General features: G+C 60.3%; 20 protein-coding genes. 9 read left to right on the top strand and 11 right to left on the bottom strand.

What is annotated here, in order from left to right; genetic code table 11:
• Position 1 precedes the first annotated feature (1 nt).
• Positions 2 to 313: a helix-turn-helix domain-containing protein gene (locus tag ACS4NR_RS05375; protein ID WP_443536223.1), complete on the top strand. Its 312-nt coding sequence runs from the start codon at positions 2 to 4 to the stop codon at positions 311 to 313.
• Between the two features lie 51 nt (positions 314 to 364).
• Here the strand turns inward: ACS4NR_RS05375 and ACS4NR_RS05370 are convergent, their stop codons facing one another.
• On the bottom strand, positions 365 to 703 hold the full coding sequence (locus ACS4NR_RS05370) for an FKBP-type peptidyl-prolyl cis-trans isomerase (RefSeq protein WP_108591595.1): 339 nt from the start codon (positions 701 to 703) through the stop codon (positions 365 to 367).
• Positions 704 to 892: 189 nt separating this feature from the next.
• Complete coding sequence (locus ACS4NR_RS05365) at positions 893 to 1,201, bottom strand: RcnB family protein (protein ID WP_443536226.1); 309 nt, start codon at positions 1,199 to 1,201, stop codon at positions 893 to 895.
• A gap of 204 nt (positions 1,202 to 1,405) precedes the next feature.
• Here ACS4NR_RS05365 and ACS4NR_RS05360 point away from each other — a divergent pair, with 204 nt between their 5' ends.
• The 5 genes from ACS4NR_RS05360 to ACS4NR_RS05340 all read left to right on the top strand — a co-directional run bounded on the left by ACS4NR_RS05360 (position 1,406) and on the right by ACS4NR_RS05340 (position 7,591).
• Positions 1,406 to 2,008, top strand: coding sequence for a LemA family protein (locus ACS4NR_RS05360; RefSeq protein ID WP_456020356.1), 603 nt, complete (start codon positions 1,406 to 1,408; stop codon positions 2,006 to 2,008).
• Positions 2,009 to 2,032: 24 nt separating this feature from the next.
• On the top strand, positions 2,033 to 3,034 hold the full coding sequence (locus ACS4NR_RS05355) for a M48 family metalloprotease (protein ID WP_095139685.1): 1,002 nt from the start codon (positions 2,033 to 2,035) through the stop codon (positions 3,032 to 3,034).
• Between the two features lie 58 nt (positions 3,035 to 3,092).
• A complete protein-coding gene (locus ACS4NR_RS05350; RefSeq protein WP_456019297.1) occupies positions 3,093 to 5,033 on the top strand; it encodes a M48 family metallopeptidase in 1,941 nt (646 codons plus the stop codon).
• 485 nt (positions 5,034 to 5,518) lie between these two features.
• On the top strand, positions 5,519 to 6,811 hold the full coding sequence (gene tcuC, locus ACS4NR_RS05345; RefSeq protein WP_456019296.1) for a tricarballylate/proton symporter TcuC: 1,293 nt from the start codon (positions 5,519 to 5,521) through the stop codon (positions 6,809 to 6,811).
• A 12-nt stretch (positions 6,812 to 6,823) separates the two neighbouring features.
• Entirely contained in the window at positions 6,824 to 7,591 is a 768-nt protein-coding gene (locus ACS4NR_RS05340; protein ID WP_456019295.1) for a substrate-binding domain-containing protein, read from the top strand.
• On the opposite strand, the gene ACS4NR_RS05335 is transcribed toward ACS4NR_RS05340, so the two are convergent.
• Positions 7,581 to 8,495 (bottom strand): LysR family transcriptional regulator, encoded by a 915-nt coding sequence (locus ACS4NR_RS05335; RefSeq protein WP_115987396.1) that lies wholly within the window; start codon positions 8,493 to 8,495, stop codon positions 7,581 to 7,583. The two genes, ACS4NR_RS05340 and ACS4NR_RS05335, sit on opposite strands and share 11 nt — an antisense overlap.
• Positions 8,496 to 8,746: 251 nt before the next feature.
• Between ACS4NR_RS05335 and ACS4NR_RS05330 the strand changes: the two genes are divergently transcribed.
• Positions 8,747 to 10,555, top strand: coding sequence for a monovalent cation:proton antiporter-2 (CPA2) family protein (locus ACS4NR_RS05330; RefSeq protein ID WP_456019294.1), 1,809 nt, complete (start codon positions 8,747 to 8,749; stop codon positions 10,553 to 10,555).
• Positions 10,556 to 10,678: 123 nt separating this feature from the next.
• Here ACS4NR_RS05330 and hcnC read toward each other — a convergent pair whose 3' ends face one another.
• From hcnC to ACS4NR_RS05310, 4 genes are all read right to left on the bottom strand, one after another.
• Positions 10,679 to 11,938, bottom strand: a complete 1,260-nt coding sequence (gene hcnC / locus ACS4NR_RS05325) for a cyanide-forming glycine dehydrogenase subunit HcnC (protein ID WP_115987393.1) — start codon at positions 11,936 to 11,938, stop codon at positions 10,679 to 10,681.
• Positions 11,931 to 13,340 (bottom strand): cyanide-forming glycine dehydrogenase subunit HcnB, encoded by a 1,410-nt coding sequence (gene hcnB / locus ACS4NR_RS05320; RefSeq protein WP_456019293.1) that lies wholly within the window; start codon positions 13,338 to 13,340, stop codon positions 11,931 to 11,933. The genes hcnC and hcnB overlap by 8 nt, the downstream gene beginning before the upstream one ends.
• Positions 13,337 to 13,651 carry a cyanide-forming glycine dehydrogenase subunit HcnA gene (gene hcnA / locus ACS4NR_RS05315; protein WP_027613237.1) on the bottom strand — a complete coding sequence of 105 codons (315 nt, stop codon included), beginning with the start codon at positions 13,649 to 13,651 and terminating at the stop codon, positions 13,337 to 13,339. Before hcnA ends, hcnB begins: the two co-directional genes overlap by 4 nt.
• 433 nt (positions 13,652 to 14,084) lie before the next feature.
• Complete coding sequence (locus ACS4NR_RS05310; protein WP_456019291.1) at positions 14,085 to 15,026, bottom strand: hypothetical protein; 942 nt, start codon at positions 15,024 to 15,026, stop codon at positions 14,085 to 14,087.
• 307 nt (positions 15,027 to 15,333) lie between these two features.
• Here ACS4NR_RS05310 and ACS4NR_RS05305 point away from each other — a divergent pair, with 307 nt between their 5' ends.
• Positions 15,334 to 16,017 carry a response regulator transcription factor gene (locus ACS4NR_RS05305; protein ID WP_027613239.1) on the top strand — a complete coding sequence of 228 codons (684 nt, stop codon included), beginning with the start codon at positions 15,334 to 15,336 and terminating at the stop codon, positions 16,015 to 16,017.
• Entirely contained in the window at positions 15,995 to 17,389 is a 1,395-nt protein-coding gene (locus tag ACS4NR_RS05300) for a sensor histidine kinase (protein ID WP_204894771.1), read from the top strand. The genes ACS4NR_RS05305 and ACS4NR_RS05300 overlap by 23 nt, the downstream gene beginning before the upstream one ends.
• 127 nt (positions 17,390 to 17,516) lie before the next feature.
• Here the strand turns inward: ACS4NR_RS05300 and ACS4NR_RS05295 are convergent, their stop codons facing one another.
• The 4 genes from ACS4NR_RS05295 to ACS4NR_RS05280 all read right to left on the bottom strand — a co-directional run bounded on the left by ACS4NR_RS05295 (position 17,517) and on the right by ACS4NR_RS05280 (position 20,614).
• Positions 17,517 to 17,927: an SRPBCC family protein gene (locus tag ACS4NR_RS05295; RefSeq protein ID WP_456019290.1), complete on the bottom strand. Its 411-nt coding sequence runs from the start codon at positions 17,925 to 17,927 to the stop codon at positions 17,517 to 17,519.
• Positions 17,928 to 17,957: 30 nt separating this feature from the next.
• Complete coding sequence (locus ACS4NR_RS05290) at positions 17,958 to 18,755, bottom strand: SDR family NAD(P)-dependent oxidoreductase (protein WP_456019288.1); 798 nt, start codon at positions 18,753 to 18,755, stop codon at positions 17,958 to 17,960.
• A gap of 698 nt (positions 18,756 to 19,453) precedes the next feature.
• Positions 19,454 to 20,122, bottom strand: coding sequence for an HAD-IA family hydrolase (locus ACS4NR_RS05285; protein WP_456019287.1), 669 nt, complete (start codon positions 20,120 to 20,122; stop codon positions 19,454 to 19,456).
• 78 nt (positions 20,123 to 20,200) lie between these two features.
• Positions 20,201 to 20,614 (bottom strand): response regulator, encoded by a 414-nt coding sequence (locus tag ACS4NR_RS05280; protein ID WP_456019286.1) that lies wholly within the window; start codon positions 20,612 to 20,614, stop codon positions 20,201 to 20,203.
• Between the last annotated feature and the right edge of the window lie 190 nt (positions 20,615 to 20,804).

Below are 20,804 nucleotides of genomic sequence, written 5' to 3'. Positions count from 1 at the left end.
CATGAAGGATCATCAACACCCTTCCCAGCATTTCTCAAGCATCTGGGACGCACTGGAAGATACGCCGCAGGACGCGGCCAACATGCGCCTGCGGGCCAAACTTATGCGCACGCTTTGCGAAACGGTTCGTGCCTGGGAGCTTCCTCAGAAGGAAGCCGCCAAGCGTTTGGGAATTACTCAGCCACGCCTCAATGACGTGCTCAACGGGAAAATCGACAAATTTTCTCTCGATGCGCTGGTCAATCTATCGGCCGCAGCGAAACTGGAAGTAGACATCTGCTTCCCCCAGACACCACCACTGCACTGGGCGTGAAGGCCGCTCGGATTCTCAGGCTTACGAGAGGCGGTCATTACTGCATCCGCCTCAATCTTCCCGCGTCAAAACCTCCAATAACTCAATCTCGAACACCAGATTCGAATGCGGCGGAATCTTGCCCATCGTCCGCTCGCCATAGCCCAGATGCGCCGGCACCAGCAGCTTTCGCTTACCGCCCACTTGCATGCCCATTAGCCCTTGATCCCAGCCCTTGATCACCCGGCCCGTGCCAATCACGCACTGGAAAGGTTTGCCACGGCTGTGGGAAGAATCGAACTCGCTGCCGTCTTCCAGCCAGCCAGTGTATTGGGTAGTAATCAGCGCGCCTTTGACGGCAGCCTTGCCCTCGCCCACCTGAAGATCGATTACCTGCAGTTCATCAGTCATGACATTCACTCAATCGCTTAACTGACGGCCGTTTTCCCAGAATTGCCGGTGATTGGCAAGCTGATGGCGCAGAGCAACGCTATTACTCCGCGGATTGTGGATCCGGCGATGCAGGAGGTCAGACACAGCAGCATTTTGAGGTGGGAAGCCCTGCACGAGTGCATGCGCAGGGCTTTTGAGTCGGGGGACTTAACGCTCGACAGGCTGCATCTCGACAATGGTGCCGTTGGTGATCATGACCATCACGTACTTGTCATTGATCTGCACCCACTGCGCCTGATCGACCGGGGCTTTCAAGCCTTTCTGTTTCCAGTTCTTCAACGCTTTGTCGCTGCGCTGATAAATGTCTGGAGCGCGATCGTTGACCTTCAACTCGCGGTCGCTGGTCGGCGACTGGACAGTGGGTTCGCTTGAGGTTTGCGCCGCTTGAACAAGTGGACTGATCCCGGCAATGCCGGCAACCAGGGCCAGGCTGGCGACTAGGGTTTTGCTGTTCATCGGTGAACCTCCTTCAGGTGTGTGATACCTGAACTCCGACCGCGGCGTCACGCAATCATTCCTTGTTTTTTGTCTGGGATGCCCGGGCATTGTCGTTGGCAGGCAGGCCGCCTTCGCGAGAAGGCTCACTCCCACAGGATCCGGGCTCAACTGCATGCTTTTGCGCTAATATGCCGCGCAAAATCCTGCCGAGTGAATAAGGACATCACTGTGAACACCTATCTTGTCGTCAATCTGGTTTTGCTCGGTCTTTGCGCCCTCTACGCGGTGCACGCATTCAACTCGCTGGTCGCACGCCGCAACGAAATCAAGAATGCCTTCGCGCAAGTCGAAGTCCAGCTCAAGCGTCGCTACGACCTGATCCCCAATCTGGTTGCCATTGCCAAGGGCGCTCTGGCCCACGAGCGCGAAACCCTTGAAGCCGTGATCGCGGCACGCAATGCCGCGGTGGCCGTACTTGAGGCCGCGCAGGCACAACCGGGTAACGCGCAAAACATCGAACATCTGGGTCAGGCCGACAGCGCGCTCAATACTGCCGTGGATCGTCTGAATGTCACGCTGGAGGCTTATCCCGATCTCAAGGCCTCGCAAAACATGCTGCAGTTGAGTGAAGAATTGAGCAGTACTGAAAACAGAGTGAGTTTTGCCCGCCAGGCTTACAACGATGCGGTGATGACCTACAACACCCTCAAGCAGAGTTTTCCGACAGTGTTGCTAGCCCCCAGCTTCGGCCATCGCGATGATGCGGCACCGCTCAAATTTGCCGACACTCTGGCGATCAAGACAGCTCCCAAAGTTTCTTTCTAACCCCCCTTGCCCACGGAAGGCCCGATGAACTTTTTCGAACAACAACGCCAGGCGAAAAACCAGACCGCGCGCCTGATCAACATGATGATCCTGTCCATTGTCATGTTGATCGGTCTGACGAGCCTGCCTTTCGTCTTCAGTGGTTTTGAGGATTATCTGAGCGGAACCGGAAGTCTGCTGGATGCCTTTATGGCGCTGGGCGTTATCGCAACAATCGTCGGCGGCATCGTGGTGATCGGCGGCCTCCTGAAATACCGGGAGTTACGGGCGGGCGGCAAAGTGGTGGCCGAGAAGCTTGGCGGGCGTTGGCTCAACGGATTTGCGATGACGCCGGGCGAAAAACGGCTGATGAACGTTGTCGAGGAAATGGCTATCGCCTCTGGCAGCGTAATGCCAGCGGTGTACCTGTTACCGGATCAAAGTATCAACGCCTTCGCCGCGGGGTTTACACCTGAGGACGCGGTCATCGGCGTAACCCAGGGCGCAGTCACCCAACTGACTCGCGAAGAGCTGCAAGGGGTGATCGCCCATGAGTTCAGCCACATTTTCAATGGCGATATGCGCCTGAACACGCAACTCGTGGCAGTGGTACACGGCCTTCTGGTGCTAGGGCTTTCCGGCGGTCTGTTGATGGCAAGCCTGCTCAAGGGTGGAAAGCGCGACGTGCGCTTGATGCTGCTGGCGTTATTCGCTGGCTTTTTGCTGTGTCTGGCCGGTTGCATCGGCAATTTTTTTGGCAATCTGGTCAAGGCCGGCGTGAGCCGCCAGCGCGAGTTCCTGGCCGATGCCAGTGCGGTGCAATTCACTCGCAACCCTCAGGCACTCGTCAGCGCCCTGAAAAAAATCGGCGCTCAAGGTTCGTCAATCAGCGCTGCCCGGGCCGGTGAGTACAGTCATTTGTACTTCAGCACAGGCGTCTCGACCACGCTGAGTCGCATGTTTGCTACCCATCCCGATCTGAGCGTACGTATCCGGCGTATCGATCCACAATGGGACGGCCAGCTTACTGCGTCGTCCGCGCAGTAACCGCCAGCCCCCCTGAACACGATACGACAGGCGCACCCGACATCTTCCGGACTTTACGATGAATTTCTTCCAGCAACAGCGCCAGGCCAAGCGCCGCTCGGTGCTGCTCGTTATTTTGATGGGCCTCGCTGTACTCAGTCTGATCCTCATGTCGTGCTTGCTGATGACGCTGCCGGTTTCCGACGGCGACGGCAATACGGTCATGGACCTTGAGTTGAGCTGGGAAATGTTCACCGCCGTTTCGGTGGTGGTGACAAGCATTGTGCTGGTCGGCGGCCTGGTCAAATACGGCGAATTATCGGCCGGCGGCAAAGTGGTCGCACGTCGGCTGGGCGGACGTCTGATCAATCACAGCGCGCAAACTCTGGAAGAGCAGCGCCTGGTCAATGTGGTCGAGGAAATGGCCCTGGCGTCGGGCACCGTCGTGCCTTCGGTGTACCTGCTACCGGATTTGGGCATCAACGCATTCGCCGCAGGTTTTACCGCGCAAGACGCGGTCATCGGTGTGACGCAGGGAGCGATCACCCTGCTGTCGCGTGATGAACTGCAAGGCGTAATCGCCCACGAGTTCAGTCACATCTACAACGGTGACATGCGTTTGAACACTCGCCTGGTCGCCGTCGTCCACGGCATCCTGGTGATCGGCCTGACTGGCAGCTTCATTTTGCGCGGCATGGATGACGTGCGTCGCTCCCCAGTCAATCGCACTCAACCGGCCATCCTCACCGTGATGTTTGGCACCGTGCTGTGCATCGTCGGGTATGGCGGAACCGTATTCGGCAATCTCATCAAGGCGGCGGTCAGCCGGCAGCGCGAGTTCCTCGCCGATGCAACAGCGGTGCAGTACACCCGCGACCCACAAAGCATTGCCGGTGCATTGAAGAAGATCGGCGGCTACGCGTTGGGCGCGAAGATCAACGCGGCGCGCGCCGCCGAGTTCAGCCATCTGTATTTCGGTTCGGGCACTTCAAGCTTTGACTTGATGTCCAGTCATCCGGATCTGAGCGAGCGTATTCGTCGCATCGATGCCAGTTGGGATGGCACGTTCGTGAAAATTGCCGCGCCGCCGCAGGACTCAATGGTGGCCAGAGCCGTGCTGCCGGTCCCGGATGCCTTCAGCGGCGTGCCGGACACAGCGATGTCCGTGGTGTACGACATGAACGCCGTGCAGGCATCCGTGGCCGCTATCGGTGCGCCACGCGCCGAACATCTGATCGAAGCGCGCCGGGTGCTGGAGAAAATTCCACAAAAGCTCAAACTTGCGGCACGCAGCACCGACAGCGCGCAAGCGTTGGTATACGGCCTGTTGTTGTCGCGCTCCGACTCGCTGCGGGCGCTGCAATTATCTCTGCTGGAGTCGAGCCTCGACCGCACGCTGTTCAACATCCTCAATGCCATGCGCGAGCATTTGTCACTACTCAATCCGGGCCTGCGCCTGCCGTTGCTGGATCTGCTGATTCCCAGCCTTAAGCGCCTTGGCAAGAAACCTTTCGCGACGATGAAGCAGAACATGAACCTGCTGATTGACGCCGATAACGAAACCGAGCTGCTGGAGTGGACACTGCTACGCATAGTCGAACGCAATGTCGAGGGCGCGCCAGCGGTTCAGTTCAAGTTCGGCTTGTTCCAGTGCGCCGAACAACTGCTGGTGCTGCTGAATGCGATGGCGCGCGCCGGTCAGCAGAATCAGCAAGTGGCGTTGCAGGCGCTGCACTTTGCCTGGGAGGGATTGCCATTCGAGCGACCCTCGGAATTACCGGTCGAACTTGAGGATCTGCAAGGGCTCGAAGCCGCAATCAAACGCCTGCGCCACTTGATGCCAGAAGAACGGCCTGCCCTGCTCAATGCGATGACCCGCTGTGTGATGCATGACGGGGTAATCACTGTGGCGGAAGCCGAGTTGTTTCGTGCGGTGGCGGATCTGCTCGACTGCCCGCTGCCACCCTTTCTGATCACAGAGCCCGACACGGGAACGAGCATGAATGGGAGTACAGACTAACCGGGCGGCACTTCCAGCATTCGCTTTATCTGACACAACGCCTTCGCGAGCAAGCTCGCTCCCACAGAGCAGTTGGTGGGAGCAAGTTTTGCAGTCAATCCGGAAACTTGTGGGAGCGGGCTTGCTCGCGAAGGGGCCGGCACATTCAACACTTTTCCGCCTGAACCACCGCTTTCGCGAGCAAGCCCGCTCCCACAGAGCAGTTGGTGGGAGCAAGTTTTGCAGTCAATCCGGAAACCTGTGTGAGCGGGCTTGCTCGCGAAGAGGCCGGCACATTCAACACTTTTCCGCCTGAACCACCGCTTTCGCGAGCAAGCCCGATCCCACAGGTTAGACGGTGTTTTCAGGATTGATCCGCTTTGCGCATCAATCCATGCCAACAATGCAATTAACATCCTGTTACAGCTGCGCGACCATCCGCCGCAATAACAACCGTGCGCCGCTTCCACGTCGCGCACGTCATAAAAGCGGTGGAGTTTTTTATTATGACAGCCTCAATCCCACACGGCGGCTCGCGGGCCGGCGCCATTTTCCGGGTCACCTCGGGCAACTTCCTCGAACAGTTCGACTTCTTTCTGTTCGGTTTCTACGCCACGCAGATCGCGGCGGTGTTTTTCCCGGCGAGCAGTGAGTTCGCTTCACTGATGATGACGTTCGCGGTGTTCGGCGCAGGCTTTCTGATGCGTCCGCTGGGCGCGATCGTGCTCGGTGCGTACATCGATGATGTCGGTCGGCGCAAAGGGTTGATCGTCACCCTGTCGATCATGGCCAGCGGCACGATTCTGATTGTGCTGGTGCCCGGCTACGAAACCATCGGCTTGTTTGCGCCGGCGCTGGTGTTGATCGGTCGGCTGTTGCAGGGCTTCTCCGCCGGTGCGGAATTGGGGGGTGTTTCGGTGTACTTGTCCGAAATCGCCACACCGGGTCGCAAAGGTTTCTTCACTGCCTGGCAGTCCGCCAGTCAGCAAGTGGCGATCATCGTCGCGGCAGCCTTGGGCTACGCGCTGAACGCGTGGATGGCGCCGAGCGTGATTGCCGATTGGGGCTGGCGCATTCCGTTTTTCGTCGGTTGCATGATCGTGCCCTTCATCTTTTTCCTGCGCCGTAACCTGGCAGAAACCGAAGAGTTTGCCGCACGCAAACACCGTCCGAGCATGAAGGAAGTGTTTCGCACGCTTGGTCAGAACTGGGGCGTGGTGCTGGGCGGCATGTTGATGGTCGCGCTGACTACCACCGCGTTCTACCTGATCACCGTGTACGCGCCGACCTTCGGCAAGACCGTGCTGCACCTGAGCACTTCCGATGCGTTGCTGGTGACCTTGCTGGTGGGCGTGTCGAACTTTATCTGGCTGCCGATTGGCGGCATGTTGTCCGACCGTATCGGCCGACGTCCGGTGCTGATCGCGATGTCGCTGCTGGCGCTGGCCACCACTTATCCGGCGCTGTCGTACCTGGTGCAGGCGCCGAGTTTCAGCCATATGTTGCTGTCGCTGCTGTGGCTGTCGTTCATCTACGGCATGTACAACGGCGCGATGATTCCGGCGCTGACCGAGATCATGCCGGTGGAGGTGCGGGTGGCCGGTTTCTCTCTCGCCTACAGCCTGGCGACCGCGATTTTTGGCGGTTTCACTCCGGCGATGTCGACCTTCCTGATCCAGTACACCGGCGACAAAGCCGCGCCAGGTTACTGGATGAGCGTCGGCGCACTGTGTGCGTTGTGCGCCACGCTGTACCTCTATCGCCGCGCAGGCGGCCGTTTGCAACCGGTTGCCGCATAAGGAGCAATCACCTTGAAAAAACTGATCAATCTCAGCGCCATCGCCCTCTTCGCTTTCAGCGCCCTGGCCCATGCTGAACAGCTGAACGTGATGACGTCGGGCGGCTTCACCGCCGCGTACAAAATTCTCGGCCCGAAATTCGCGGCCGCCACCGGCAACACCCTCGACACCCAACTCGGCCCGTCGATGGGCAAGGCGCCGGAAGCGATCCCTAATCGCCTCGCTCGCGGTGAGCACGCCGACGTGGTGATCATGGTCGGCTACGCCCTCGATGACCTGATCAAACAAGGCAAGGTCGACCCGGCCTCGCGGGTCGAACTGGCGGATTCACGGATCGGTCTGGTGGTGCGTGAAGGCGCGCCGAAGCCGGACATCAGCAGTGTTGAAAGCCTGAAGAAAACCTTGCTCGACGCAAAATCGGTGGCCTACTCCGACAGCGCCAGCGGCGTGTACATCGAGAAGGAGTTGTTCAACAAACTCGGTGTTGAAAATCAGTTGAAACCGAAAGCGAAAATGGTCCCGAAAGTCCCGGTCGGCTCGGTGGTTGCCACCGGCGATTATCAACTGGGCTTCCAGCAGGTCAGCGAATTGCTGCCGGTGCCGGGGGTGAGTTTTGTCGGCAAGATTCCCGAGTCGGTGCAGTCGGTGACGCGCTTCGCCGCCGGCATCCCGGTCGGCGCGCAGCATCCAAAAGAGGCCAAAGCCCTGCTCGACTACCTCGCCGCGCCTGCTGCCCAGGCTGACGTGCAGGCCACCGGGCTGGATTCGGTCAAGCGCTGAGCGTTGGCGGCTGGACTTTCATTTCCACCACCAGCCGCTCCAGTTCCAATGCCGCCGGGGTCAACGTGCGACCCCGGCGCTTGAGGATGCCAACACTGCGCATCACTTGCGGATCGGTCAACGGCACCCGCGTCAGGATCGGATGATCCGGCCCGGGCATCGCCATAAGCGGCACCGCCGCCACCCCCAGCCCCGCCTCCACCAGACCAATCATCGTCGTCACATGCCGCGTCTCGCAGATGCTCGGGCGCTGCGGCACCACACGGCTCAAGGCCTGATCAAGCAGAAAACGGTTGCCGGACGTCTTGTCCAGCGAGATGTAATCCTGCTGATAGAACTCGTCCCAGGTCACGCTGCTGCGCTCGGCCAACGGGTGATCGCGCCGGCAAGCAACGACATAGCACTCCTGCACAAGTGGTTCGAAATCGACTTTGGCATCCTGCGTGCCCAGAAAACTCAAACCGAAATCCGCCTCGCCGTTGACCACTGCGCTGAGTACATCGTGAGCGCTGGAGTCGAGGACTTTGACCTTGATCCGCGGAAACTGCTGGTGATAGCGGGCGACCACTCGCGGCATGAAGTAGTACGCCGCCGAGGGTACGCAAGCCACGGTGACATGACCGAGTCGGGTCGATGCGACTTCACTGATACCCAGCAGCGCCACGTCCAGATCGTCCAGCAAGCGCTCGACGCTGGGCATGAAACCACGCCCGGCCTGGGTCAGGCTGACTTTGCGCGTGGTGCGCTCAAACAGCTTTACGCCGAGGGCGTCTTCGAGCTTTTCGATGCGCCGGCTCAGGGCCGGTTGTGACAGGCGCACGGTGTCGGCGGCCTTGCGGAAACTGCCCTGCTCGACCACGGCGCGAAAGGCTTGCAGGTCGTTGAGGTCGAAGTTGATGGCCATGGCGGACTCGAAAAGATTGATTCGCGAAGGCTATCAATGTAACCAAATGATGCAAATTATTACAGATTTGATGCTATCGCCCTTGTGGGAGCGGGCTTGCTCGCGAATGCGGTGTACCGGTCGCCACCAACATCGACTGAACCAGCGCTTTCGCGAGCAAGCCCGCTCCCACAGGGTTTTGTGGTGGATTGACGAGCGGCGCAGCCTTTATCCTTGTCACCCCCCGCCGTACCGCTGTCAGGAGTCAACCCATGCCCCATGAAGGCAACCTGTTACAAGCCGCTGTCGTGTTTCTCTTCGCAGCCGTGCTCACCGTGCCCTTGGCCAAACGTCTGCAACTGGGCGCGGTGCTCGGTTATCTGTTGGCGGGGGTGATCATCGGCCCGTCGGTGCTCGGTCTGATTGGCAATCCGCAGAGCGTTGCGCATATTTCCGAACTGGGCGTGGTGTTGCTGCTGTTCATCATCGGCCTTGAGCTGTCACCGCGCCGCTTGTGGGTGATGCGCAAGTCGGTGTTCGGCGTCGGTCTGGCGCAAGTGCTGCTGACCGCAGCGGTGATCGGCGTGCTGGCGTTGTATGTGTTCGGTCAGCCGCTGAACAGTGCGATCGTGCTCGGTCTTGGTCTGGCGCTGTCGTCCACCGCATTCGGCCTGCAAAGCCTGGCCGAGCGCAAGGAACTGACCAGCCCCCACGGGCGACTGGCGTTTGCGATTCTGCTGTTTCAGGACATCGCCGCGATCCCGCTGATCGCGCTGGTGCCGATGCTCGCCGGCAGCGCCCACGCCAGTAGCAACGCGGAAAGCCTGAACCACGGTCTGCAGGTGCTCGGCGGGATCGCCGTGGTGGTGGTCGGCGGGCGTTATCTGTTGCGTCCGGTGTTTCGCGTAGTGGCGAAAACCGGTCTGCCAGAGGTGTCCACCGCCACCGCCTTGCTGGTGGTGATCGGTACGGCGTGGCTGATGGATCTGGTCGGCGTGTCGATGGCCCTCGGGGCTTTCCTCGCCGGCCTGCTGCTGGCGGATTCGGAATATCGCCATGAACTGGAAGCGCAGATCGAGCCGTTCAAGGGCTTGCTGCTCGGGCTGTTTTTCATCAGCGTCGGCATGGGCGCCAACCTGAGCCTGCTGCTCAGCGCGCCAATCACCGTGCTGGGCCTGACGCTGCTGTTGATCGGTTTGAAGTTGCCGCTGCTGTTTGTGGTCGGGCGTCTGGCCGGTGGGCTGACGAAAGTCAGTGCGATTCGCCTGGGTATCGTGCTCGCCGCCGGTGGTGAATTTGCCTTTGTGGTGTTCAAGATCGGTCGCGATCAGGGCCTGTTCGAAGCGCGCCTGTATGACCTGCTGGTGCTGACCATCACCCTGTCGATGGCGTTGACGCCGTTGCTGCTGTTGATCTGTGCACGATTGGTCAGCCCGAAAGTGCAGCCAGTGGAGGTGCCGGAGAAATTCCGCGAGATCGACACCGAGGCGCCGCGCGTGGTGATCGCCGGCATGGGCCGGATGGGCCAGATCGTGGCGCGGATTCTGCGGGCGCAGAACATCAAGTTCGTAGCGCTGGACACCTCGGTGGAAACCATCGAACTGTCGCGCAGTTTTGGCGGTGTGCCGGTGTTCTACGGCGACCCGATGCGCCCGGAGATCCTTAATGCGGCCAAGGTTGGCGAGGCGGAGTATTTCGTGATTGCCACGGATGATCCGGAGACCAACATCAAGACCGCCGAGATCGTGCGCAAGCTCTATCCGCACATGAAAATCATCGCCCGCGCACGTAACCGTCAGCACGTCCACCGCCTGGTCGATGTCGGCGCCGAGCCGATTCGAGAGACGTATTACTCCAGTCTGGAAATGAGCCGCCGCACCCTGGTCGGCCTCGGTCTGACCCAGGCCCAGGCGGATGCGCGGATCAAGCGCTTCAAGCATCACGACGAACAGGTGCTGGAGGCCCAACACGCGGTTTACGACGACGCGGCCAAAGTTTTGCAAACCGCCCAGGAAGCCCGGGCGGAACTGGCGCGATTGTTCGAGTCGGATCAACTGGAAGAGGAAGCGCGCAAGGCCTGAATTCACCACAATTCCAATTGTAGGAGTGAGCCTGCTCGCGATTGCAATCTATCAGTAGCCATCTCTGTTACTGATACACCGCCATCGCGAGCAGGCTCACTCCTACAGGAATTGTGGATGGACTTAGGCCATTTCCAATTCACGTTCTTGCTTGACCGGCGCCACCTCAAACCGATCCGCCAGGAACGGTGTGATATCCAGCGGCAGCGCTTCCTGATTGACCAGTTTGTCCAGCAGCACGCCGGTGATCGCTGAGGTCAGGATACCGGTGCGGAAGTGTCCGCAGGCATTCAGATACCCCTCCACCCCACGCATCGGCCCGAGGATCGGCAGTTCATCCGGCGAACCCGGACGCAAGCCGGCCCAGGTGCGCTTGAGGTTGACGTCCTTGAGTTCCGGCAGGCAGCGCACCGCGCCCTGCACCAGCCCGGCGATTTCCGGGTAGGTGGTGGTGACGTCGAAACCTTTGTCTTCGGTGGTGCTGCCGATCAGGATTTCGCCGTTGTCCTTTTGCGCCACATAGCAATCGCTGGTAGTCAGGCAGCCGTTGAGGATTTTCGGCATGCGCTCGGTCAGCAGGATCTGGCCCTTGACCGGTTTCACCGGAATCCGCACACCGGTGGCCCACTCGCTCAAATCCGCCGCCCAGGCACCGCCGGCGTTGATCAGCGTCTTGCAGTGGAACACGCCCTCTTCGGCCGTCTGCACACCCGTCACGCGGCTGCCGTGGTGCAACACGCCAGTGACGTTGGTGTTGACGAAGATGTCGACGCCATTCTGCCGCGCACCTTCCATGTAGGCATCGGCCAGACGGAACGGGCTGACCTGATGATCGCAAAGAAATTCCAGCGCGCCACGGGCCTCATGGCTGACGCTCGGTTCGGCTTCACGCAGCGCGGCCTGATCGAGCCAGCGCACCTGATCAGCGAGGTGCGGAATGCAACTGACGATGTGCTCGGCGTAGAGCCGGTCTTCGTCGTCATAAATGACGAACTTCAGCCCGGTCTTTTCAAACTTGAAATCCATCCCGTGCTTGTCCTTCAGCTCGCGGTGCAACGCCGGGTACAGCGCGTTGGACTGCAAGGCGAAATCGAAGAACGACTCCGGCAGGATGTGTGGCGTGCTGGCGTCCACCGCCACAGCCGCGCCCTGGGTTTCGCGCTTGCGGTTGGCCGACATCATGCGGAAGAAAATCACCCCGCAGCCCAGCCCTACCGACTCGCCGATGGCCCACAAGCCTCCGGCCGAAGCGCGGGTCGCGTTGCCCGGGCGCTTGGCGTCGATCACCGCCACCTTGAGGCCTTGGCGCTTGGACAATTGATAGGCGCAGGACGCCCCGATCACGCCGCCGCCGGCGATGATCACGTCATAGAACTTACTCATGGGATGCGGCCTCCGTGCCGACGGACTGGAACGCGGAAAAAGGAATCGGATCAATCGGGAAGCGCGGGCGCAGCCAGCCAACGTCCTTGCGCCCGGTGGCCTGGCGCAGACGGTCGCTGCAGTAGCCGACGCACATCCGCCCCTGACAATCGCCCATGCTGACGCGGGTGCGCATTTTCAGGCTGGCGATGTCTTGCACACCCTGCTCCAGTGCCAGATCGATATCCGCGCGGGTGGCGTGTTCGCAGCGGCAGATCACGGTGTCGGCGGCCGGCAAAGCGGTCTGGCCGACACCACGTTCGGTGTAACGGTCGACGGCCGCACGGAAGCGCACGATGGATTTGAGTTTGCCCAGATAACGATCGCGGCGTACCCGAGCCAGTTCTTCTTCGATTACCCCGCGTTGCAGCAGGATCGAGGTCGCGGCGATCTTGCCGGCAAGCATCGCCGCTTCACCGCCGCGAATCCCGCCCATGTCACCGGCCAGGTGCACATGCGGCTCGTTGCTTCGCTGCCAGTTGTTCGAATTGGCGCGCAGGTAGCCGTCGTCGCTGAAACCGTGATCGAGGCCCATCTGCTGACTGAGCTGGGTGCGCGGGATGAAGCCGTAACCGACCGCCAGGGTCTGCGCTTCGAAGCGCTCGATGCGCGTCAGATCAGGCTCCCAACTGGCCGAGTACGGCGCCACGGTGACGCTCTTCAGTTCACCTTCGCCGTGCGCTTCGACCACGCCCCAGCCGTAGTTCATCGGGATGCCGTGCAGTTTCAGGTAAGCGAGCATGCTCAAACCATCGAGGAACAGCTGCGGCTTGTTCAGCAACGCCAGGCTTTCGCGGGCGATCTTGCCGAAGGCGCAGGCTTCGTACACGCCCGCGACCTTGACGCCGGACGCGTGCAGCTGCGTTGCCACCAGTGGCAGCAACGGCCCGGTACCGGCGATGACCACCGGCCCCTGCGGCTTGACCACACCACTTTTGATTTGCAGTTGCAGACCGCCGAGCATGATCACCCCTGGCAGGGTCCAGCCGGGGAACGGCACGCTGCGTTCGTGGCAACCGGCGGCCAGCAGCAATTGCGGATATTCGATCTCGTGCAATTGCTCGTCGCCGTCGAGCACCACCAGTGCACGGGTGCCTTCGGCACCGACCACGCGATGATTGAGGCGCACGTCGATCAACCCGGACTGTTCCTGGAAATCACCGTGCAGTTTGTTCAGGGCTTCGGAATAGCGCGGCCCCAGATAATCCAGTTGCACGCCGTCGCGCAACGGCCCGCGATAGACCACCCCACCAAGGCGCGAGGCCTCTTCGAGCAAGGTGCAGCGCACACCATGACTTACCAGCTCGATGGCCGCCGCCATCCCCGCCGGACCACCGCCGACGATCACCGGTTGCAGGCTCATACGACCTCCTGCTCGTTGATGCGGTTGACCTGGGTTTCGATCTGCATGCCGTCGCGCACCACGGTCTGGCAGGCACGGCGCTTGTGGCGGCCGTTGATTTTCACCAGACAGCACTGGCACACGCCCATGCCGCAGTAGGCGCCGCTGATCTGGCCATGGTCGTTGCGTGCGACCTGGCGCACGCCAAGCGACTGGATAACGCTCAGGACGGTTTCGCCAATGGCCGCCGTCACCGGTTGACCATTGATGTGGACGGTCATATCCGCCTGGGTCAGGGGCTGGATATCGAAAGTGCGTTCTAGGCAGTGCATTACGAAGTTCATCCGTGAAAAGGTTCAGGGGAATGTATTGCGTCAGCTCCTTGCTGCTCTACACCGTGCGGCCCGTTTAATTGTTGGATCGCGGGCGGGCTCGCGGGTACTTCGTCAGCGCAGCAAAGTGCGCGTGAAGCACTGTAGTTCAAACCTCAGCAAAGGCCTGGAACATTTACGTTAGGGGAAGTTACAAACGCGAATATTGATCCAGGCCAGTGAAAGCGGTCGGATTGTTCAACGATTCGGTTGGAGAAGACGAATGGTGCGCGCCAGAAAGCAAAAAGCCGCTTTCACCGTGAAGTGAAAGCGGCCGAGGCATGGGCCTCAATGGAGCATTTGAATCAGTGTACGAACAGGGCGATCAGGATGATGATCGGGATTGGCACACCGAGGAAAAACAGTAATAGAGAGCGCATGGTGATTCTCCTTGTTAACGGACTGGAGGCAGAGTGGTCGTGGTGGCGTAGGTCTCGACTTCAACGTACTCGACCGCATCCCGGCGGCGACCGCCGAAGGTGGCTGCGAGACTGGCGAAGAACGCACCGGCCAGCAGCGCGATGAACATCCACAGCGAGGTCCAGGCAGCGACTTTCGCGGCGGTGTCGGCAGCCTGTTGGGCTTTGACTTTGGCGTCGGCGATGGCTTTCTGAGTGCGGGCGTACACTTCATCGACACGACGCTCGGCGTCGACCTGACTCAGATTGGTCCGTTGTGCGACCAGTTGCGCGAGGTAGGTACGGTCTTCCGGGCTGAGTTGGCCGTTGGCCAGGCTCTGGGCGAAGATCCGCGCTACGGCGCCATGGGCGGCGTCATCACTGACCGACGCAGGACGGTCATCGCGGAACAGATTGTCGATGTAGTAACCGTACTGGTTGCTGTCGGTGTTGGCCGCTGCGCTACCGGCAGCCTGGGTCGCGGCAGCCGCTGCGCCACCGGCGACACTGGCACCGGCCTGCACACCGCCACTGATCACACTGCTGACCGAGCCGACTACCAATACTGCGGTGACCAGCGTAGCCACACACCAGGCAAGGAAGCCATGGGCGGTATCACGGAAGTACACTTCATCCCCGTGCATGTTGGCCCACTTCACCCGCAGGCGACCGGCGATGTAGCCACCCAGACCGGAGGCGATAATTTGCGTCGCCGCCAGCCAGACAATCGTCGAAATCCCCAGACTCTTGGCGCTGACGCCCTCCCCGGCCCAAGGTGAAACGGCAGAGAATCCCAAACCGAAGCCAAGCAGCACTAAAATCATCGACAGTGCTGCGGCCGCCGCTGCGCCCGCGAAAATCGCGCCCCAGGACACGCCTGACACGTTGCTCGACTCTCCTTCGAAGGCAGGATAAAACCCATCAGGGGATCTATTCATTGTTGTAGTGCTCCAGGCATGAAAAATGGTGTTACAACTCGTCACGAGAGGAATTGCAGCGACCGTGCCAGTCGACAACTTTAAATAATTCTTTGAATTTCAATGATTTAAAAAGACTGAACTTCTACATTCATTGCAATTTGCAACAATGGACTGAAAGCAGCGGGTTTTATGCATTGACGCCAAAGCGGCAAAGCGCCCCGGATTGACGTTTGTGACAGGCTGTACATGAAAGTTAATTTAAAGCGCGACGCAAAATACTTGGCAAAATGCAGCCATTCCGTTTGAACCGATCAAGGCCTGCCCTATGACGCGTATTTTGACCATCGAAGACGACGCCGTGACTGCCCGTGAAATCGTCGCCGAACTGAGCAGCCACGGCCTGCAAGTGGATTGGGTCGACAATGGCCGCGAAGGCCTCGACCGTGCCGTCAGCGGCAACTACGACCTGATCACCCTCGACCGCATGCTGCCGGAACTCGATGGCCTGGCGATCGTCACCACCCTGCGCACCATGGGCGTGGCCACGCCGATTCTGATGATCAGCGCCCTCTCCGATGTCGATGAGCGCGTGCGCGGCTTGCGCGCCGGCGGCGATGATTACCTGACCAAACCGTTCGCCACCGACGAGATGGCCGCGCGTGTGGAGGTCTTGCTGCGCCGGCAGAACAGCGTCGCCACCCAGGCCACCACGCTGCAGGTCGCCGACCTCGAACTGGATTTGATCAGCCACGAAGCACGCCGCGCCGGACAAGTGCTGACGCTGCTGCCGACCGAATACAAGCTGCTGGAATTCCTCATGCGCAACAGCGGGCAGATCCTCTCGCGAATGATGATTTTCGAAGAAGTCTGGGGCTATCACTTCGACCCGGGCACCAACCTGATCGACGTACACATCGGTCGTCTGCGCAAGAAGATCGACGCGGCGGGCAATGTCCCGCTGATTCGCACGGTACGGGGCTCGGGTTATGTCATTGCCGAACCCGTCTGACGGCTGGCGCTCCTCCAGCAGCCGCTTGCTGGCGCTCTACAGTTCACTGTTCGTGGCCTGGAGCGCGATCCTCATGGGGGTCATGTATTTCGAGGTGTCCAGCTACCTCGATAACCTTGCCAAGCATTCGCTGATGCAACGTCAGCATCTGTTTTCGCACTTTCGCGGTGAGCAACTGGAAGAAGCGCTCGCCGCCAGCATGACCTTCGACATCCGCGGCATCGACGCCTATGGCTTGTTCGACGCCCAGGGCATGTACCTCGGCGGCGCGTTGCAGCAACTGCCCGAAGGCCTGCCGCTGGACGGCAAGATTCATACCCTGAATGAATGCGCCGATTCCGACGACCCGACCCTACCCGCCGACAGCTGTGACGCGGTGGCAACCCAGACCCGCGATGGTCGCTGGCTGGTGTTGCTGCGCGACAACGGCTCGCTGTTCGCGGTGACGCGGATCATTCTGCATGCGTTGTTTTGGGGGGTGTCGCTGACGATCCTGCCGGGGATTGCCGGTTGGCATTTGCTGCGCCGCCGACCGATGCGCCGCATCCGCGCGATTCAAGACAGCGCCCAGGCGATTGTCGCCGGCGACCTGACCCACCGTTTGCCGCTGTCCAACCGCCGCGATGAACTGGACATGCTCGCCGCCATCGTTAACGCCATGCTTGATCGCATCGAACGGCTGATGCACGAAGTCAAAGGCGTTTGCGACAACATCGCCCACGACCTGCGCACGCCGCTGACGCGTTTGCGCGCGCAGTTGTATCGCATGCAACAGCAGGCTGGTGAAGGTTCGCAGGAAGCGGCGCAACTGGACCTGGTGCTGGCCGAGGCGGATACGCTGATGGCGCGGTTTCGCGGGTTGCTGCGGATTTCCGAGCTGGAAGACCGTCAGCGCCGCTCAGGTTTTGTCGAGCTCGATCCGGTGCAATTGCTCGAAGAACTGCATGAGTTTTACCTGCCGCTGGCCGAGGAAGGCGAACTGCTGTTCGTGCTGAACATGCCGGAAACCCTGCCACCCCTGAATGGCGACCGGGCGTTGCTGTTCGAGGCACTGGCCAATCTGTTGAGCAATTCGATCAAGTTCACCCCGGCGGGCGGCACGGTAATTTTGCGTGGTGTGAATGATGCCGGGCATACGCGGATTGAAGTCCACGACTCCGGACCGGGAATTCCCGAGGCCGAGCGTGAGGCGGTGTTTCAGCGTTTCTATCGGGCCGAGGGTGGGCAACCGCAGAGCGGCTTTGGCCTGGGATTGTCGATTGTCGCGGCGATTGTCAGCCTGCATGGCTTCAATCTTGAGGTCGGCAGCAGTGAGCTGGGCGGTGCGAAACTGGTGCTGGATTGTCGGCAGAGTTTGATCTCGCAGTCCTGAGAATCACCGAGCTGCATTGTAGGAGTGAGCCTGCTCGCGATATCGGTGGGTCAGCCAACATAATTGTTGAATGATCGACCGCTATCGCGAGCAGGCTCACTCCTACAAGGTTTTTTGTGGTGTTCAATCAGGCCGGGTAATTGGCCCGCAGCGCCTCAAGGCCACCCTCATAGATGCCGGTGAACAGCGCCACCACTTCCTCATCACTCACGCCCTTGGCGTTGAAGCGTCCCGACCACGTCACTCGAGCGCCCTGCCCCTGAGCTTCAACCTTGATCGTCGCCAGATAGTCAGTCGCCGGGAACGGTGCCTGTTCGATCGAGTAGCTGTAGGTCCTGGCGGCGTTGTCGAACGCTTGCAGACGCTCGATCACCACCGCGCCGTCGGCGGTTTGCAGGGTGCGCACGCGGCCGCCTTCGCTCAGTTCACTCTTGGGAATCAACGGCAGCCAGTCCGGCAGCGTGTTGAAGCCGCCGATCAATTGCCAGACCTGATCGGCCGAAGCCGGGATATCGATCGTTGCTGATGCAGTTGCCATAAATAAACGCTTCTCCAGAGTCTTCGCGGTTCAGATCGCCATACTGTCGACTACACCGCCATCCACGCGCAAGGCCGCGCCGGTGGTGGCGGAGGAAAACGGCGAAGCGATGTACGTGACCAGATGCGCCACCTCGGCGACGTCGGCCACACGCTGGATGATCGACGTCGGCCGCGCCCTGCGCACAAACGCATCAGCTTCTTCACGCAGATTGCGGCCGGACTCGGCGGCGGCGTCCTTGAGCATGTGTTCAACGCCACCGGTAAAGGTCGGGCCTGGCAGGATCGCATTGACCGTCACACCGGTGCCCGCCAGACACTTGGCCAAGCCATGGGATACCGCGAGGTTGGCGCTCTTGGTCACGCCATAGTTGAGCATGTCGGCCGGCGTCGCCACGCCGGATTCCGAAGACAGGAAAATCACCCGGCCCCAGCCCTGCTCGACCATCCCCGGCACGTAATGGCGCGACAGGCGCACGCCGGAAATCACGTTGACCTCGTAGAAGCGCGTCCACTCGCTGTCCGGGGTGTCGAAGAAATCCACGGCGTCGAAAATCCCCAGATTGTTCACCAGAATGTCTGCGCACGGTTCAGCGGCGAACAGCTTTTCCGCACCTTCGGCAGTGCCCAGATCAGCCGTCAGACCGCGCAGTTGCGCACCCGGCACGTTCTGCCGAATGCTCGCCAGCGCTTGCTCGACCTTGGCCGTCTCGCGGCCGATCACCACCACCGTGGCCCCCGCGTCGGCCAGCGACTGACTGATGCCCAGACCAATGCCACCTGTACTGCCGCTGACAATGGCCAGTTTTCCACTCAAGTCGATTTTCATGGGTTCACCTCTTTGATCGGCAATACACGGAAATTGCAAGGAATGGATCAGCGTAGACCTGATATACGCCGGATGAAGGCGTTGCCGACCAAAGACCGGTCCCGACCGATCCGACGCCTTCGCGAGCAAGCCCGCTCCCACAGAGGATTGTCGGTGGATGGAAGTTCTGTGGCTGGCCGCGATCAAGGGTGGGAGTGAGCTTGCTCACGAAGGGGCCGGTACATCCGGCATCAATGGTGACTGACCCGACGCCTTCGCGAGCAAGCCCGATCCCACAGGGAATTGTCGGTGAATGGAGGTTCTCGGGCTGGCCGTGATCAAGGGTGGGAGTGAGCTTGCTCACGAAAGGGCCGGTACATCCGGCATCAATGGTGACTGACTCGACGCCTTCGCGAGCAAGCCCGCTCCCACAGAGGATTGTCGGTGGATGTAGGTTCTCGGGCTGGCCGTGATCAAGGGTGGGAGTGGGCTTGCTCACGAAGAGGCCGGTACATCCGGCATCAATGGTGACTGACCCGACGCCTTCGCGAGCAAGCTCGCTCCCACCGGGGGATTGTCGGTGGATGTAGGTTCTCGGGCTGGCCTTGATCAAGGGTGGGAGTGGGCTTGCTCACGAAGGGGCCGGTACATTCGGCATCAATGGTGACTGACTCGACGCCTTCGCGAGCAAGCCCGCTCCCACTGGGGAATGCTTTGCGTCAGGTTTTTTGCAGGTGCAGTTGACCTTGGCTGTCGACAGTGACGCTCAGCGACTCATAACTGTCGATGGTCGCATGGCGCGTTTCGAGGGGATGCTGGTGCGTTGTGGTGATGATCATCAGCGCCGCTCCGGCAGCTTCAGCGGCCTGAATGCCAACAGCGGCGTCTTCGAAAATCAGGCAGTCACGAGCATCAAGCCCAAGGCGTTTCGCCGCCAGACGATATCCCGCCGGATCAGGTTTACCTGCCGTCACGTCCTCGGCCGTGATCATCAGCGCAGGCTCTGGAATCCCTGCCGCTGCCAGGCGCCGCACCGCCAGATCCCGAGGCGCCGAGGTCACCATCGCCCAGCGCTCGGCCGGCAGGCTGGCGAGAAACGCTGCCGCGCCAGGAATCTGCACAATCCCTTCGACATCATCGATTTCCGCCTGCGCGATGAACGCCGCTTGCGCTTCGGCATCGACCCCCGGCAGGTTCAGCCGGCGAATGGTGTCGATGGCGCGGGCGCCATGAATGGTCGGCAGGAAACTTTCGACATCAACGCCGTGACGTCTAGCCCACGCAGCCCAGACGCGCTCGGCAGCAGCGATGGAGTTGAGGACGGTGCCGTCCATGTCGAACAGGAACGCGCTGAACGCGCGATCGAAGACGTTATCGTAAGCAGACAAAAGATCGCATCCTTTGACAGAACTGGGCGGATTGGCCGGGCAATGTAGCATTTTTGCCCGGCCAATCCGCCCACTGCCTCAGTGCAAACGCTGGGCCTTGGACTTGAACGCGCTGTCGACACAGTCAAGCAACTGGCCGATCGCCCAGGGCTTTTTGATGAACGCCACCGGATGCTTGACCCCGGAAGTCTCCGGGGTTTCATAACCGGACATGACCATCACCGGTTTTTCCGGCCAGCGGTCGCCAACCAGATTGGCCAGCCCGGCGCCGTTGATTTCGCCGGGCATGGTGATATCGGTGAGCAGCAACGCGACATCCGACGCGTGCTTTTCCAGATACGGCTTGGCGGCATCCGCGCTGGTTTGCGGCTCGACCTTGAAACCTTCCTCCTGAAGAATTTCGCAGAGAAACTCCAGAATCAACGGGTCGTCCTCAACCACCAGAATCAACCCGCCAGGAAGGAGCGCGCTCGGTGTCGATGTTGGACTCATGAACTGGCACTCCCTGAATTGCATTAACGACTTAGCGGCTCGAATCCGCTGCTTATCTGGTATGAGCAGCGCGCCCTGCATAAATTCATTTTTGATACAGGTCTTTTCTTAACAGTCGACAGTGGTCGTGGCTGACCGGCGTTCGTCAGGCGGTTTTTGTGGTTAAAATGCCGGCCCTTTTGCTTGCCGA

It is taken from the genome of Pseudomonas sp. JQ36 (genome assembly GCF_053851495.1).
This window is presented reverse-complemented; position numbering and strand designations above follow the sequence as displayed.

Coding starts and splice junctions, on each gene's coding strand:
- ACS4NR_RS05335 (WP_115987396.1), bottom strand. CDS start 8,495: ATGGCCATCAACTTCGACCTCAACGACCTGCAAGCCTTTCGCGCCGTG.
- ACS4NR_RS05350 (WP_456019297.1), top strand. CDS start 3,093: ATGAATTTCTTCCAGCAACAGCGCCAGGCCAAGCGCCGCTCGGTGCTG.
- ACS4NR_RS05365 (WP_443536226.1), bottom strand. CDS start 1,201: ATGAACAGCAAAACCCTAGTCGCCAGCCTGGCCCTGGTTGCCGGCATT.
- ACS4NR_RS05300 (WP_204894771.1), top strand. CDS start 15,995: ATGTCATTGCCGAACCCGTCTGACGGCTGGCGCTCCTCCAGCAGCCGC.
- ACS4NR_RS05375 (WP_443536223.1), top strand. CDS start 2: ATGAAGGATCATCAACACCCTTCCCAGCATTTCTCAAGCATCTGGGAC.
- ACS4NR_RS05280 (WP_456019286.1), bottom strand. CDS start 20,614: ATGAGTCCAACATCGACACCGAGCGCGCTCCTTCCTGGCGGGTTGATT.
- ACS4NR_RS05305 (WP_027613239.1), top strand. CDS start 15,334: ATGACGCGTATTTTGACCATCGAAGACGACGCCGTGACTGCCCGTGAA.
- ACS4NR_RS05370 (WP_108591595.1), bottom strand. CDS start 703: ATGACTGATGAACTGCAGGTAATCGATCTTCAGGTGGGCGAGGGCAAG.
- ACS4NR_RS05355 (WP_095139685.1), top strand. CDS start 2,033: ATGAACTTTTTCGAACAACAACGCCAGGCGAAAAACCAGACCGCGCGC.
- ACS4NR_RS05330 (WP_456019294.1), top strand. CDS start 8,747: ATGCCCCATGAAGGCAACCTGTTACAAGCCGCTGTCGTGTTTCTCTTC.
- ACS4NR_RS05295 (WP_456019290.1), bottom strand. CDS start 17,927: ATGGCAACTGCATCAGCAACGATCGATATCCCGGCTTCGGCCGATCAG.
- ACS4NR_RS05290 (WP_456019288.1), bottom strand. CDS start 18,755: ATGAAAATCGACTTGAGTGGAAAACTGGCCATTGTCAGCGGCAGTACA.
- ACS4NR_RS05310 (WP_456019291.1), bottom strand. CDS start 15,026: ATGAATAGATCCCCTGATGGGTTTTATCCTGCCTTCGAAGGAGAGTCG.
- hcnA (WP_027613237.1), bottom strand. CDS start 13,651: ATGCACTGCCTAGAACGCACTTTCGATATCCAGCCCCTGACCCAGGCG.
- hcnC (WP_115987393.1), bottom strand. CDS start 11,938: ATGAGTAAGTTCTATGACGTGATCATCGCCGGCGGCGGCGTGATCGGG.
- hcnB (WP_456019293.1), bottom strand. CDS start 13,340: ATGAGCCTGCAACCGGTGATCGTCGGCGGTGGTCCGGCGGGGATGGCG.
- tcuC (WP_456019296.1), top strand. CDS start 5,519: ATGACAGCCTCAATCCCACACGGCGGCTCGCGGGCCGGCGCCATTTTC.